General features: G+C 59.0%; 9 protein-coding genes and 1 tRNA gene. 1 reads left to right on the top strand and 9 read right to left on the bottom strand.

Annotated elements, in window-relative coordinates:
- Nucleotides 1–31: 31 nt before the first annotated feature.
- The 4 genes from E5K02_RS13305 to E5K02_RS13290 all read right to left on the bottom strand — a co-directional run bounded on the left by E5K02_RS13305 (nucleotide 32) and on the right by E5K02_RS13290 (nucleotide 4,030).
- A complete protein-coding gene (locus tag E5K02_RS13305) occupies nucleotides 32–376 on the bottom strand; it encodes an STAS domain-containing protein (protein ID WP_135395262.1) in 345 nt (114 codons plus the stop codon).
- A gap of 170 nt (nucleotides 377–546) precedes the next feature.
- A complete protein-coding gene (locus E5K02_RS13300; RefSeq protein WP_135395261.1) occupies nucleotides 547–2,109 on the bottom strand; it encodes an FAD-dependent oxidoreductase in 1,563 nt (520 codons plus the stop codon).
- Nucleotides 2,110–2,189: 80 nt separating this feature from the next.
- The gene (locus tag E5K02_RS13295) at nucleotides 2,190–3,095 is read right to left on the bottom strand and encodes a cyanophycinase (RefSeq protein ID WP_135395260.1); all 906 of its coding nucleotides are present in this window, start codon (nucleotides 3,093–3,095) and stop codon (nucleotides 2,190–2,192) included.
- Nucleotides 3,096–3,376: 281 nt separating this feature from the next.
- Nucleotides 3,377–4,030, bottom strand: a complete 654-nt coding sequence (locus tag E5K02_RS13290) for a response regulator (RefSeq protein ID WP_135395259.1) — start codon at nucleotides 4,028–4,030, stop codon at nucleotides 3,377–3,379.
- Nucleotides 4,031–4,492: 462 nt separating this feature from the next.
- On the opposite strand from E5K02_RS13290, the gene E5K02_RS13285 reads away from it, so the two are divergent.
- On the top strand, nucleotides 4,493–5,143 hold the full coding sequence (locus tag E5K02_RS13285) for a response regulator transcription factor (RefSeq protein ID WP_135395258.1): 651 nt from the start codon (nucleotides 4,493–4,495) through the stop codon (nucleotides 5,141–5,143).
- Between the two features lie 74 nt (nucleotides 5,144–5,217).
- Here E5K02_RS13285 and E5K02_RS13280 read toward each other — a convergent pair whose 3' ends face one another.
- The 5 genes from E5K02_RS13280 to E5K02_RS13260 form a co-directional block, all read right to left on the bottom strand.
- Nucleotides 5,218–11,976: an Ig-like domain-containing protein gene (locus E5K02_RS13280; RefSeq protein WP_167856392.1), complete on the bottom strand. Its 6,759-nt coding sequence runs from the start codon at nucleotides 11,974–11,976 to the stop codon at nucleotides 5,218–5,220.
- Between the two features lie 236 nt (nucleotides 11,977–12,212).
- Complete coding sequence (locus tag E5K02_RS13275) at nucleotides 12,213–12,767, bottom strand: phage tail protein (protein ID WP_135395256.1); 555 nt, start codon at nucleotides 12,765–12,767, stop codon at nucleotides 12,213–12,215.
- A 72-nt stretch (nucleotides 12,768–12,839) separates the two neighbouring features.
- A complete protein-coding gene (locus E5K02_RS13270; protein WP_240737273.1) occupies nucleotides 12,840–13,295 on the bottom strand; it encodes a phage tail protein in 456 nt (151 codons plus the stop codon).
- A gap of 428 nt (nucleotides 13,296–13,723) precedes the next feature.
- A complete protein-coding gene (locus tag E5K02_RS13265) occupies nucleotides 13,724–14,257 on the bottom strand; it encodes an RNA polymerase sigma factor (RefSeq protein WP_135395255.1) in 534 nt (177 codons plus the stop codon).
- 281 nt (nucleotides 14,258–14,538) lie between these two features.
- A tRNA-Arg gene (locus E5K02_RS13260) sits at nucleotides 14,539–14,610 on the bottom strand.
- Nucleotides 14,611–14,688 lie beyond the last annotated feature (78 nt).

Below are 14,688 nucleotides of genomic sequence, written 5' to 3'. Positions count from 1 at the left end.
GGGTTGAAAAAGCAGTGCTGGAAGTAAGTACTCAGCGGACGATGGGGCGGGGGCCGGTATAGGCCTCGGCTGGCTTCACGGAAATCAGGTTGTTGAGCCCCGTTGCCTCGAACTGCTGCAAAATAAGGGGCTGCAACCCGCACAAGGTGAGCTTAATGCGGGCATCCTGCAGAAACGGCAAATGCCGCAGCAACGCCTGTTGGGCCCGAATATCGATATGCGTTAGTTCCTGGCAGAGCAGCCAGAGTTGGCCGGCTCGTTTTTGCGAGGCTTCCAGCAGCAAGTCGATTAGTTGCCTGGCCCCTTGGTCGCCTTCACATCTGCCCCGCAAACTCGCAACAAATACGTTGGGCTGCGACAATTTCAGTATATCCATGCCCTTATCTGTGATAGTATGAAAAGTCGTTGCTACGGCTTAGGTCCGTAGTACACACGACGGATTCATACAAAAGTAGGGCAGAAGCATAGGCTTGAGTAGGAGGTAAGTACGGCTTTTCGGGCCGGGGTTTATACGTAATCTGTTGTGGAGCCCCGGCCCGCAAGTGCTTAGGCCGCTGGCTCGTCTACCGAAGCCAGGTCGCTGTTGGCCGGACCAATGAGGAGCTTACCCAGGGCGTCGAAGCGGGAGCCGTGGCAGGGGCAGTCCCAGCTGCTTTCCAGGCCATTCCAGTGCACCACGCACCCCAGGTGGGGGCAAATGGCCGAGCACTTATGGGTCTGGCCCTTTTCGTCGCGGTACACGGCCACCTTCGTAATGCCTTCGCGCAGGACGGCGCCGCTGCCGGGCTTGATGTCCTCCTCCCTCGATACATCCCCGCCGGTTAGCAGCTCGGTGTACTCGGCGGCCACATTCAGGTTCTCGCGGACAAACTCATAGGCCGAAGCCGGCTTCAGCGTCACGCGGCCGGGGTCGTAGAGTTCCGCCCAGGGATTTTGCCGGCCCTTGATCAGGTCGGTAATAATCATGGCGCCCAGGGTGCTGTGCGTCATGCCGTGGCCCGAGTCGCCGGTGATGATGTACACATTCTCGCTATCCAGCGGATTAGGGCCGGCGTAGCCGAGGCTGTCACTGGGTTCCTGCACCTGCCCCGACCAGCGGTACTCCACGCTCTGTACCATGGGGAAGTGCTCCCGGGTCCATTCTTCCAGGCAACGCAGGCTTTCCTCGGGGTCGCCCTGGCCAACCTTGTGGTCTTCGCCGCCCACAATAAGCAAATCGTAGCTCGGGGTGCCCCCGCGCGGGCCTTCCTTCACCTCCTGAATCCGGATGTAGTGGTAGGGGTCGGGGGTGTCCCAGTACAGGGCCAGCGTAACCGAGCCCTTTGAGATGCGCGCCCCAATAACGTAAGTACGGTAGGGGTGCTGCTTGGTGTGCATCACCACCCGGTCGTTGACGGGCGTATTGGTTGCCATTACAATGGCCTGGGCCGTTACGGTGGCGCCGGTGACAACGGTAGCCGTGGCCTCGGCGCCGCCTTTCACTGCCGTGACGTGGGAGTTGGTGAAAATCTGACCTTTGCGCCGCACAATGGCTTCGGTCAGGCCCTGCAGGTACTTCAGAATGTGGAATTGGCCCTGATTCGGGAAAACCAGGCACTCGCCGGTTTGAAAGCCCTTGGTCGGCGAGTCGGCCAAGCGTTCTACCTCGGTCAGGCCGGCGCGGTGGGCCGCTGCCAGCTCCTCGTCCAGCTCTTTGGGCTTGCCGTCTTTGGGCAGAAACAGATAGCCGTTCAGGCGGGTAAAGTCGCAGTCGATTTTCTCCTCTAATACAATTTTCTCGATCTGGTCGATGGCGCTGCCGTGGCTTTCGGCGGCCAGCTTCGCGCCTTTTTCGCCAAAGAGGTGCTCCAGCCGCGTGTAACGGTCGTCCAGGGCATTGGAGAGGTGGGCCGTCGTGCGGCCCGTTTCGCCGCTGCCCAGTTCGCCGCTTTCCAGTACAATTACCTTCTTGCCTTCGCGCAGCAGCAGATAAGCGGTGGTCAGGCCCGCAATACCGCCGCCTACGACGATGACATCAGTCTGGGCATTTTTGGTGAGCGGCGAGAAGGTGGGCAGCGCCGGGCCGGTGCCCAGCCACGAGGAGAGAGTGGCGGCAGAAGTACGTTGCATAAAAATAGGGTTGGTGGAAACCAGTACTACGGCCTCCACCACCGTTGCGGTTGCTACTGTCGGGCTTGGGTGCTGGCATCCTACAGATGCAGCTCGGGCGGCCGCGGCAGCTCATATTTTTCCCCGGCCGCCAGGAAGTGCAGAGCCAAGTCCCGAATCGAAAAAGGAGTATTCGGGGAGATATCGTAGATGTTGGTGGCCGTGCAGTTGTTGCCTTCCAGAACTGTAACCAAGCCACTGCCGATGACTTCCACTTTATACCCTTCGCTTACTACTACGCCGGTGTCTTCTTCCAGGCCCAGGCCCAGGCAGGTCGGGTTGGTGGCAATAATCTGCGCCATGCGAACGATGCGCCCCCGGGCAATAAAATGCGTGTCGATGGCCACGTCGTGCATAAACTGCAGCCCAGTGGTAATAGCAATTTCGCCCTTGCGCATGCCGGCATCATTGCGCCCCTCATAAATCATGGGCGTCGACATGGCCGAGGCCCCGGCGCTGGTACCGCCGATAATGATTCGCTCGTAGGTGTAGCGCTCCTTCAGGCGCTGCAGCAGCTGGGTGCCGCCCAAAATGGCGGTAAGGCGCAGCTGGTCGCCGCCGGTAAACCAGAAGCCGGCCGCCTCATTTACTAGCTTCAGCGTGTCTTCGTGGTTGGCATCGGCCCGCTCCTGAATGTCAAGCGTTTCCACTCGTTTCACTCCCAGGCGGCCAAAGACCTCGTGGTAGTCGCGGGCGGCCTCTTTGGGCACTGATGATGCAGTGGGAATAACGATGACTAAGGGGTCGTTGCCGGCCAGCTCTTCCACAAAGCGCGTCAGGATGCCATCAGGCACGAAATTGCGGTTCTGATCCTGATTAGATCCTTTTTCTGGATCCTCTCCTTTGTTTTCATGGCCACCGACGGCAATCAGAATACCTTGGGGAATCGGGCAAGTTTGGCGGGTGGAGTCGAGCGAAGGAGTGGGTTTGTTCTTACGACCAGGCATACGGCAGCAATTAAAAAGTAGAATCCTGCCGGTAATGCGTAGAATAAGGGGGGTGGGTTGTGTTGCCTGATTGCCAGCCCTAGGAAGTGTGGGCTCATGTGGGGCGACGATGAACGGCAGGATCGTGCCAAAGAAGCCTTGATAGTAAGATGATTAAGCATTTTTGGCAGCAAGCGGCTTTTGCTAACGCAGCCGTACCCGTGCATTTATGCGGACATAAAAATCCGTAATGCTACCAACCAAAATACGTATCTGACCAGCTTCGCTGTCAAGCACACCCCTTATTTCACCAAGCCATTATTGACGGCGAACTTGATGAGCGCGGCGGTATTTTTGACCTGGGTTTTCTCGATGATGTTTTGGCGGTGGGTTTCGATGGTGCGCTTGCTGGTAAAGAGCTTATCGGCAATTTCGGCGTTGGTCAGGCCTTCGGCAATAAGCTGCAACACTTCCAGCTCCCGCCCCGACAGCTCCGAGTGTCCTTTTTCGGCTTCTTCGGTCCAATGCTTGTCGGTGGTCAGAATAAGCTTGCGCAGCACTTCCAGGCCAATTTCAGTGCACAAGAAGGGTTGTCCGAGCACTACGGTCCGGATGGCGTGGATAATTTCAGCAATGGCCGCGTTTTTGAGCACGTAGCCCAAAGCGCCCAGGTCCAGGGCCTGGGCCACGTACCGTTCGTGGTCGAGCATGGAGAGCACCAGTACCCGGACCTGAGGGTACTGAGCCAGTAACAAGGGCAGGGCGGCAAACCCGTCTAGCTCGGGCATCGTGATATCGAGCACGACCACATCCGCAGGGGTAGTCGCCAACAATTCCAGGAGTTGGTTGCCATTGGCCGCTTCTCCAACCACATCAAAATCGGATTCGGCAACCAAAAGGGCCCGGATGCCCTCTCGTAAAATGGTATGATCATCGGCCAGAATAATTCGAGTCATACCAAGCAAAAACAAAGAGGGGAGAGAAGATCAGGCAAGTTGCCTAGTATAACAGCCGAGTAAGAAAAGTGCTTTCAATCACCATGTTGTCGGGTGATTTTTTGCAAAAACCTATCCAATCAGGTTTTTCAAACAGCTACTGCCGGGTAGAGTAGCCTTAAAGATACTAAGTCGATACGTATTTATACGTAGTAAGGGTGCTCGGCTGTAAATTTCGCTGGTAAATGCCGAATAAATACTGCTTTTACTGATTGGCCAAGCGAGCAGCTACCCGAAGCCTGTAATATTGCCGTACACAAGTTTTGGCTTTTCCGGCAAACAACTGCCAAAAAGTGTATAACCAGCGGAGTGGTAGACTGCCATGCGTGCAAAGCTTGCGGGGTGTTTAACTATAGCCCGCACGGGCGAGCACAGTGTAGTCGTGGTGTTTTGCAAGCAACCCAAGCGTATTGACTTTCAGGTATGATTCAGATTATTCTCACCGACGACCACGCTATAATCCGGGACGGTATCCGCTCGTTGCTGCGGGATGAGCCCGGCCTGGAAGTGGTAGGCGAGGCTAGCAATGGCGAAGAGCTACTAGCTATGCTACCCGAAACCCCGGCCGATGTAGTGCTTCTGGACCTGAACATGCCGGGCATGGACGGCTTTGCTACACTGGCCGCCCTGCGCGAGCAGCACCCTCAGGTTCGGGTACTGGTGCTCTCCATGCTCGACCACGAACGGTACGTGGCCCAGGCCCTGGACGCGGGGGCCCTGGGCTATGCTCTCAAAAATACCGGCCGTAGCGAGCTGATTTACGCGCTGTATACGGTAGCCGCCGGGCAGCCCTTTTTGTGCACCTCTATCGGCATTGGCTTGCTGCGCAAATACCAGAGCCCCGACCCAGCTGCCTATGACGGGCCAAAAACCAACAACAGCCTTTCGAAGCGGGAATTGGAAGTGTTGCAGCTTATTGCCGAAGGCCTGACCAACGCCGAAATTGCCGATAAGCTCTTTACCAGCAAGCGCACCATCGAAACCCACCGCCAAAACATCATTGAGAAAACCCAGGCCAAAAATACCGCCGCGCTCATCAAGTTCGCCGTCAGCAGCGGGTTGTTGCCGGAATAGACGGCCTGTAGCGTCGGCATAAAAAAAGCCCCTTGAACTCTCAAGGGGCTTTTTTGCGGGGGGGTTAGCAGCGTTTACTCAATAATGAGGCGCTTGGTAACCAAACCGGCTTCGGTGCTCAGGCGCAGCATATACACGCCGACCGGCAACTCGTCCAGGGTCAGGGCGTGGGCTTTGTTGCCCGCGGCCGGTAGCTGCTGGGTCCGAACTACACGGCCCACTGCGTCGAGCAGCGTCGCCGTCACGGGCTTGCGGCCCAGTGTAGCGGGCAGCTCTACCCAGGCCATTTTGCGGGTGGGGTTCGGGTAGAGGGCTACGCTGGCAGCCAACGAGCTGTTGCCCGTCGCCAGCGGACGCAAGCCGCCGAAGGTCAGCGAGAAGCGGCCCGTAATCAGGGCGGCGTTGCTGGCCGCGAACCGGTAGCTGGGCTGCTGCTGCAGGTTTACCTGCTGGCCCGTTTCGGCATCGAGCAGGTAGACGGCCGTAGTACCGAAGTTAGCCAGGGAAGCGGCCTCCAGGGTGTAGGTGCCCGTTACGGGGACGCCCACGGTCAGGGGCACAACGGTGTTGGTCGTCAGCACGGGCAAGCCATTGACGGCTAAACCCGTACCGGCCGCTACCGACGCCAGATTCAGGCCCGTCGTGTTAGGCAGTTTCTCGGCGTCGTAGTGGTTATCAACCCCCGCCGTGGCGCCTTCTTCGAAGTATACGTAGGCCGGGTCGTGCACGCCCTGGCTGCTCACCAGATCCAGCTGCAGCGCCGGGCGGGCATCGGCGGCGGGACGGTTGACGCTGGGGTCCTCGTAGGTCGTCGAACGCCAGGTATCCTGGAAGCTGAACGAGGCTACTGGCTGGCTTACTCGCACGAAGAAGCCCTGCATGGAGCCGATAATGCCGCCAGGCAGCGTGCCGAACCCGTTCTGGTAGAACTGGTAGGTGCCATCGTACTGGCCACTCGACTTATACACGTAAATGGCATCCTGTACGCCCGTGGGCAAGCCGGTACGAGCCTTTTTCCAGTCCAGCGGGGCTGGGTAAGGGTTGCCCAGCAGCTGCCAGCCCGAGGCCGCCTCGGCCCCGCGGCTCAGCGCGCCAACCGACACGGTGCCCGAGTTGAGCGTGCCCACCAGGTCTACTTTCTGGTCGGCGGCAATATTGACGGTGTAACCGCGGCCGCGGTTGAGCGTCGAGCCCAGGCTGCCGGGCGAGAAGTAGCCAAACTCGAAATCCTGGGTCGTAGCATTAATGCCGGCGATGCGCGACTCGTCGTAGCCGTACACGGTCGGGAACGGATTGACCGTATTGCCCTGGGTGTTGTAGTCGGGGTTGACGACGGGCGAGAAACCGCTCGTGGCCAGGTCCGCTACCGTCGTGGCCTGCACGGGCGAGCTGTAGTGGCGGTAGCCCAGGCCCGGGTTCAGGCTAGGGTTGATGTAGCGCTGCACCGTGGCCGTGCCCAGTACCAAGCCGCCGTTGTTCACGACCATAGCCGTGGCCGTGCTGTTCGACAACAGGGTAAAGGTCCGGGCAATAGTGCTCAGGTTGCCGTTCAGGGTCAGCAAGTGCTGAATATCCACGGGGCCGTCCAGACGTGCGCCCGAAGTACCCACGGTCAGATCCCAGAAAGCTGTGCGGGTGCCGCCGATGCGCTGTTCGGTGCCGCCGGTCAGGCTTACCAAGCCGCCGGTAGCATTGAATGTGCCGTCGATGGCGAACCCATCACCGTTCACAACCAAGACACCACCGCTCTGCGTGAGCGAAGCATTGGTAGCTAAAATCAGATTCTTCACCGAGGCCGTACCCGTCGTCAGAACGGGGTAGCGGGGAGAACCAGCGTTGATAAAGGCATCCAGAGTGCTGGTTGGCACCCCGGCGGTCCAGTTGCTGGCCGTAAACCAATCGGCACTGCTGCTGCCGGTCCAGGTGGTAGCCGTAGCCGGAGCGTTGTACTGAATGCTGAACTGAGTAGCAGCCGTGTTTCCATTGCCGGCCGCATCCTGGGCCACGTTGGCCGGTACGTTCACCGTAACGGTACCAGCCGTAGCCGCGGTTACCACAAAGGAATACGTGGAGCCACTGCCCGAGAAGGCCGACAGTGTGCCATTTGTTACCGTTACGTCAGCAGCCACGAAACCGGTTACCGATTCCGAGAAGGTCACCGTTACCGGAACCGCTGGGTTGGTGGTCGGGTTCGAGGCCGTCGAGCTAATAGCCACCGTAGGCTGCACCGAGTCGATGGTGAAGGTATTGGTGCTGCTGTTGGCACTTACGGCACTACCGCTGAGCTGCGCCGTGGCATACACAGTATGGCTGCCCTGAGCAAGAGCCGTGGGTTGAGCCAGGCTAAAAATACCGCCGCCGTTCGTAAAGGTGGTTCCAATGCTGGCACCATCCACATAAATCGTGACGGTGCTGCCGGCTTGAGAAACCCCGAAATAAGTAGGCGTCGTCGTGTTAGCCACGCTGCCATTTGAGGGCACCGTTACCCGGGGCGCATCGGGAGTGGCAATAAAGCTCACCAGGTTGCCATAAGTGGTACCTGCGCCGTTGATGGCATAAGCCCGCACGTAGTAGGTAGCGCCGGGTGTGAGCCCCGACACAGCGACCGAGAAAGCGCCCGTGCCCGACCCGCTTGCGGCTTTGGCGTCGGCAGTAGTCGGGGCCGCAGTGGTGCTGCTGTATACTACTCCACGTTCAGTTACCGCAGCGCCTCCGTCGGCAGTCACATTACCTCCCAGCACGGCACTGGTCGTCGTGATAGTAGTAGCTGCAGCCGTGGCTACAGTTGGGGCTACAATCGGAGCATACTGAATACTGAACTGGGTAGCGGCCGTGTTGAAGTTGCTCGCGGCGTCCTGGGCCACGTTGGCCGGTACGTTCACCGTTACCGTTCCCGCAGCAGTAGGCGTCACGTTGAACGAGTAGGTGGTTCCCGAACCGGAGAAGCCCGAGAGGGTACCGTTGCTTACGGTCACATCCCCAGCCACAAAGCCTGTCACGTTTTCCGAGAAGGTCACGGTCACCGGGATGGGCGAAGTGCTTGTCGGGGTGCTGGCTGTCGAGCTGATGGCGGCTGTAGGCCGCACCGAGTCTACCGTGAAGGTGTTCGTGGCAGAGTTGGCACTCACAGCCTGGCCGCTGGCCTGGGCCGTGGCGCGCACCGTGTGCGAGCCTTGGGCCAACGCTGTCGGCTGGAGCAGGCTGAAGCTGCCGCCGGCCGTGGCCGTGGTGGTGCCGATGCTGGTGCCATCTACATATACCGTTACCGTCGAGCTGGCTACGGCCGTGCCCGAGTAGGTTGGCGTGGTGCTGTTGGTCAGGCTGCCGTTGGCGGGTACAGTTACCACCGGCGCCGCCGTTACGGGCTGGGCGTAGGTAGCACTGAACAGGGTAGATTCTACGTTGCCATTGCCTGCCGCATCCTGGGCCACGTTAGCTGGTATGCTTACCGTGAAGGTGCCAGAGGTGGTGGGCGTCACGTTGAACGAGTACGTGGTACCCGATCCGGAGAAGCCCGAGACGGTGCCATTGCTCACTACCACGTCAGAAGCCGTGAAGCCCGTGACGGCTTCAAAGAAGCTTACCGAGAAGAAAACAGGCGAAGTGTTTGTGCTACCGCCGTTTACCAAGCCCGGGGAGGAGACAACCACCGTAGGCGGTATCGAGTCCACTGTGAAGGTGTTCGTGTTGGAATTAGCACTCACTGCCAAGCCGCTGAGCTGGGCCGTGGCGTAGACCGTGTGCGAGCCTTGGGCCAAAGCTGTCGGCTGAATAAAGCCCCAAGTACCGCTCCCATTGGCCGTTGTTGTACCAACGGCTGAGCCATCTACATACACCGTCACGGTCGAGTTGGCGGCGGCCGTGCCACCGTACACCGGCCGGTTGTTGTTTACCAGGCTGCCATTGGCTGGCTCCACTACTACGGGCGCAGGCGTTACCGGCTGCGAGTAGATAGTACTGAACTGGGTAGCGGCCGTGTTGCCGGTGTTGTTGGCATCAACGGCGCTGTTAGCCGGTACATTCACCGTCACGGTGCCGGAAGTTGTCGGCGTCACGTTGAACGTATAGGTGGTGCCTGAGCCGGCAAAGCCCGAGAGCGTGCCGTTGCTCACCGCCACATCCGAGGCAGTAAAGCCCGTTACGCTGGCTGAGAAGGTCACGGTCACCGGGATGGGCGAAGTGCTCGTCGGGTTGCTGGCAGTTGAGCTAATCGTTGCCGTCAGGGCCGGGGCTGTCACGCTGAAGGTAGCCGAGGTAAAGGTGCCGTACGTAGGGATATTGTTGGGCTGAAGGCTACCCACAAACACGTCGTTCACGAACACGTTGAGCCGCTGGTCGAGTGCGGTGTAATTGCGCTGGATGGCCTGGAAGCTGACCTGGTAGCTGCCCGTGGGCACGGCCAAGCTCTGCGATACGCTGCCGTTGTTGCCGGCCGCGCTCTGCAAGAACGCCACCGCGTCGCCGCTGGCGGCCGTCGAGCCGAAGGCGCTGTTATTGCGCGACACACCAGCCTGGACGCCAAAGGTCCAGGGCGCGGCTATTACGCCTTGGCTTTGGTACAGATAGTTGCCAGGCGCTACGTTATTGGTTTCGAAGCTGTTGTTTTGCAAGGCATTACCCACTGCAGTGCTGGTTGCGGTGTTGAGCACCTGCACCACGTCCACAAAGGCCGTCACGTCGGAGTTGTTGCTGGCACTGCCCGCCGCCTGAATGCGCAAGGTGGGCGCGGCCGCGAAACTCTTGGTAATGGTATAGGTTTCGCCGCTGGTGTAGGGCAAGCCAGTTACCGAGGGCGAAACGCCAGCGCTGCTCTGCACATACAGCGTCAGAATGCCGTTACCAGAGCCGGTATTTACCTGCACGGTATAGGTAGTGCCCGAGCCCGACACACTGGTCACGCTGGCACCCGTGGAACTTGCTACCGAGAAGTTGCCGGTCGATATGCCCGTTACGGCGGCCGAGAATACAACCTGGTAGTTCACCGTAGTTGTGGCCGTAGGCGAAGGCGTCAGGCGCGTTACCGATACCACCGTCGCGCTAGGCTGGTTGTACTGAATACTGAACTGGGTAGCGGCCGTGTTGAAGTTGCTCGCGGCGTCCTGGGCCACGTTGGCCGGTACGTTCACCGTCACCGTTCCCGCAGCAGTAGGCGTCACGTTGAACGAGTAGGTGGTTCCCGAACCGGAGAAGCCCGAGAGGGTACCGTTGCTTACGGTCACATCCCCAGCCACAAAGCCTGTCACGTTTTCCGAGAAGGTCACGGTCACCGGGATGGGCGAAGTGCTCGTCGGGGTGCTGGCTGTCGAGCTGATGGCGGCTGTAGGCCGCACCGAGTCGATAATGAAGGTATTTGTGTTCGAGCTGGCACTGGCGCCCGACCCGCTGAGCTGGGCCGTAGCGCGCACCGTGTGCGAGCCCTGGGCTAAGGCCGTGGGCTGGGTGAGGGTCCAGTTGCCGGCCGCATTAGCCGTGGTGGTGCCAATAGCGGAGCCGTCCACAATGACGGCGACCGTGCTGGTGGCTAGGGCCGTGCCGTCGTAGGTCGGTGTGGCGCTGTTCACTAGGCTGCCGTTGGCCGGTACGGTGACCACTGGGGCATTGGGGGGTGTCGTGAAACTCACGACTGAGCCGTAGCTGGTGCCCGCGCTGTTGATGGCATAGGCGCGCACGTAGTACGTAGTGCCGGCCGTCAGGCCAGTGATAGATTCGCTAAATGTGCCCGTACCCGACCCATTCGCGTCCTTCGTGTCGCTGGTGGTAGGGGTGGTATTGGTGCTGCTATATACTACGCCGCGGTCGGTTACCGTCGAGCCGCCGTCGGCCGTCGCGTTGCCGCCCAGCACGGCGCTGGTCGAGGTGATGCTCGTCGCGGCAGTGGTGGTTACGGTCGGGGCCGTCACCACCAGGTTGGTCACCTTGCGAATCCGGTAGTTGTCGCGGTCAGCAATGTAAATGTCATTGCCTAGGGCGCTCATGTCGATGGGTGAAGCCACCTGGGCGCTCGTCGCGGCGCCGCCGTCGCCGGAGAAGCCGGCCGTGCCGGTGCCCGCCACCGTGGAGTGCACGCCGGCTGGGGTAATCTTGCGAATGGCATGGCCATTGCCGGCCGCCACCAGAATGTTGCCCGCGCCGTCTACTGCCACCCCGTTCGGGAAGCCGATGCCGTTGCCGCTGATGTTCGTAGTACCGTCGCCGGCCACCGTGGTAATAACGTTGGTCGACAGGTCGACCTTGCGGATGTACCGGTTGCCCAGGTCCGCGATGTAGAGCGCATTGCCGCTGACAAACACGTCGACTGGGGAGTTCAGCTGAGCCGAAGTGGCCGCTCCACCGTCGCCGGAGAAGCCGGCCGTGCCGGTGCCGGCAAACGTTGAATGTATCCCCGCCGGGGTAATCTTGCGGATAACATGACCGTTGCCCGTTGCCACGTAGATATTGCCCGCAGCATCAGCGGCGGCTCCCTGCGTAAAGCCGATACCGTTGCCGCTAATGCCGGTGGTATTGTTGCCGGCCACCGTGGTAATAACGTTGGTCGACAGGTCGACCTTGCGGATGTACCGGTTGCTCAGGTCGGCAATGTAGAGGTTGTTGTTGATGACGAACACGTCGACCGGCGAGTTCAGCTGAGCTGAAGTGGCCGCCCCACCGTCGCCGGCATAGCCGGCCGTGCCGGTGCCGGCAAACGTCGAGTACACCCCGCCGGGGGTAATCTTGCGGATAACGTGGGTATTGCCACCCGCCACGTAGATATTGCCCGCGGGGTCGATGGCTACTCCTAGAGTGTAGCCGGTGCTGTTGCCCGAGTTAATAGCGAAGTTGCCGTTACCGGCCACCGTACTAATTGTTTGAGAACTGCCGGGAAGCCGTAGCCCTAGCACTAGCAGCAACGCCAGACACAGCCTGGTTAGTCCCTGCCTCATAAAGTATGAGTGGTTCACAAGTGAATAAAAATGAAGTGAGAAGAAGGGATACCAAGCAGGAAGTAGCGGTGAGCCGCTAAGGGCACCGCCCCACCCGTCTTCAAACGTAGGATGGAACGGTGCCCCAGACCTGGGCTGACTGGCAGGTACTAGTTGCGCGATGGGTAAAGGCCCTGCAGGCAAATAATGTAGTTGATGCCCAGGTAGGGCTGCATCACGCTAACGGGCTGGCTATTGCCGGCGGCCGACGTTTGGCCGCCCGCCACGGGCGTGCCGCTCGACCCGTAGATGTTAGTCGCGGTAGTATCGCCGGTGCTTGGCACCGAGCCGTTGGCTTGGGCCAGCGACAGGCCGGCGGCCGGGGCCGCGGCCGTAGCCGCCCCCGACATAAACTGCTGACCGTGCGTGTGCGCGGGCAGCTGCTGGCTATTCAGCGTCACGCTGTTGGTGCCGGCGCGCTCACCCAACTGCACCGCTGCAACACCTGGGCCCGCTTGGCCATTGTTGGCGTGTACGGGCGTGCGGCCGCGCAGGTCGGGCAGGGCAAAGGTAGTCTGACCATTGCCGCCGTAAGTGGTACCTAGGATGGAGAACAGAGCCGAGTTTTGCGCGATGCTCAGCAGGGAGCCGTCGCAGAAGGCCCAGCCACGGGGGGCAAAGTTGCCGGCAAACAATACAAGTGAACCAATGTAAGCTTCGTCCATAATAGAGAGAAGAAAAGAAATGAAGGAATAGAGTGATGACAATACCAAAGCCCGGCAGAACCTGGGCTTATGCTAGCTGAGGCGGCGGGTTTGGTGCGGCATGCGCAATTCTGCCAGAGCGGTAACGACGGGAGCAGCGGCTATTTTTACCGCGGGCAGCCACGTTGACAGCTGCGTTTCGGTAGTGGTGGGCAGCAGTTTAGGCAGGGCAAAGGTAGTCTGACCGTTGCCGCCGTACATAGCACCGAGGGCCTTGTACAAAGCTGGGTGTTGGTCAACGCGCAGCAGGGAGCCGTCGCACACAACCCAGCCCGCAGGCAATTCGGGACCAACAAAGAGCTTCACTGTGCCAATCGGCTCGATTCCTGCGGCCGGCGTTGCGGCTAGCTTGGCTACGGGGGACGATACGGCGTAGGTTGATCCGCCTAGGAGGGTGGTCCCCATCAACGCGCCTAGGCCCTTAAGCCAGCTACGTCGTGAAGCCTGTTGGGGAGAAGAAGGGGTAACGAGGGTAGAGGGTTGCTTCATGCAGGAAAAAAATGAGGCTGGAAGTAAAAAATAGGATAGAACAGGGTTTAGCTGCTCTAGTTGGCAGGTTCAATAATGGGGAGGGTGGTAGGTGCAACAGATAAATCCTATTGATTATGAGTAGTATAGCTAGGATAAAGACAGTTGGCAAACTGGGCAGAACCAGGTTGGTGTGTAGACAAGCAACAAGACAGAAGATAGAGAGTGGTTACAGCGTGCGTAACAAGTGCGAAACAAATCTGCGGAAATAATTCGAGTTTTTATATAACTCTGGTAATATTTATATATTCCTTCCTGTTCCGCTTACGCTCTGTTTTATTCTAGGGGGAAAAATAGAAAAAAGACGAGTGGCAGTGTCCAAAAATGAAATGCCAAAGCCCCTGACTGTGAGAAGCAACAGCAGGGGCAGCAAGGATAAAAAACGCTAGTTATCGGGCGGCCTTCGCCAGAGCATGCATGGCGGCCCGGGCCCGAGTTTTGACGGTGCCCAGCGGTACTTGCAGCTCATCGGCTACTTCGGCTTGCGTAAAGCCCCCGAAATAGAGCAAGTCAATGATTTTTCGGTCGTTGGGCTTTAGGCGCATTACTAACTCGCGCAGGCCGATGTGCTCGGGCTGAAACCCCGTGGCGGCTATTTGGTAGCAGGCCATTGTATCTTCCAGGGGCTGGGTTTGCTGGCCCTCATGGTAGTGCCGCGTCCGGATGTGGTCGATGGCCGCGTTGCGGCACACGTTGAGAGCCCACGTAAAGAGCCGACCCCGGGTAGCATTGTACGAGGCGAAAGAATACCAGATTTTCACCATGCTTTCCTGCAGCACGTCTTCAGCTGCAATTTCCTGGCGCACGATGCGTAAAATGACGTTGTAAAGAATGCGGCCGTACTTGTCGTAGAAGAGTGTCATGGCCGATTCCTCCCGTGCGTAAAGCCGCTGCACTAATACATCTTCACTAATAGGTAGCATTAACGCAATAGGACTAAGGTTGAGGAGAGGTTACTCCGTGGTACTGGCCCCGCACAGCTATGAGGCAGGCATAGGATCAAGGGGGCTGGGCTTTGGTGTATACTTACTTGCTTTCAAGAAGTTGTACCGGTTCGGCGGGAGTCGTTATAAGTCTTTTTTCGCTCGGTTAACCTGGCAATTTGCCCTGCAAAAGCGGTATTGTGCCGGGTGAGCATCCTGCAGTTGAAAGCGGATAAAGCAAAAAAACCTGCTCCCGGATAATAAGGAGCAGGTAATGTTAGTAGCCGCGACGGGAATCGAACCCATATCAAGCGTTTAGGAAACGCCTATTCTATCCGTTGAACTACGCAGCCATTCTGGCATTTACCACAAAGGTAACTCTAAAGCAACCTATGGCCCAAACCTGCTACTCCAGGCCTTGCGTATAGGCC

Origin of the sequence: Hymenobacter metallicola, assembly GCF_004745645.1 — a bacterium.
GTDB classification, from domain to species: Bacteria; Bacteroidota; Bacteroidia; order Cytophagales; family Hymenobacteraceae; genus Hymenobacter; species Hymenobacter metallicola.
Note: the sequence above shows the minus strand (reverse complement) of the source record. Positions and strands in the feature narration are given on the sequence as shown.

Bases quoted from the DNA above. Each gene is read 5' to 3' on its own strand.
- E5K02_RS13305 (WP_135395262.1), bottom strand. From the start codon at position 376: ATGGATATACTGAAATTGTCGCAGCCCAACGTATTTGTTGCGAGTTTG.
- E5K02_RS13300 (WP_135395261.1), bottom strand. From the start codon at position 2,109: ATGCAACGTACTTCTGCCGCCACTCTCTCCTCGTGGCTGGGCACCGGC.
- E5K02_RS13295 (WP_135395260.1), bottom strand. From the start codon at position 3,095: ATGCCTGGTCGTAAGAACAAACCCACTCCTTCGCTCGACTCCACCCGC.
- E5K02_RS13290 (WP_135395259.1), bottom strand. From the start codon at position 4,030: ATGACTCGAATTATTCTGGCCGATGATCATACCATTTTACGAGAGGGC.
- E5K02_RS13285 (WP_135395258.1), top strand. From the start codon at position 4,493: ATGATTCAGATTATTCTCACCGACGACCACGCTATAATCCGGGACGGT.
- E5K02_RS13275 (WP_135395256.1), bottom strand. From the start codon at position 12,767: ATGGACGAAGCTTACATTGGTTCACTTGTATTGTTTGCCGGCAACTTT.
- E5K02_RS13270 (WP_240737273.1), bottom strand. From the start codon at position 13,295: ATGAAGCAACCCTCTACCCTCGTTACCCCTTCTTCTCCCCAACAGGCT.
- E5K02_RS13265 (WP_135395255.1), bottom strand. From the start codon at position 14,257: ATGCTACCTATTAGTGAAGATGTATTAGTGCAGCGGCTTTACGCACGG.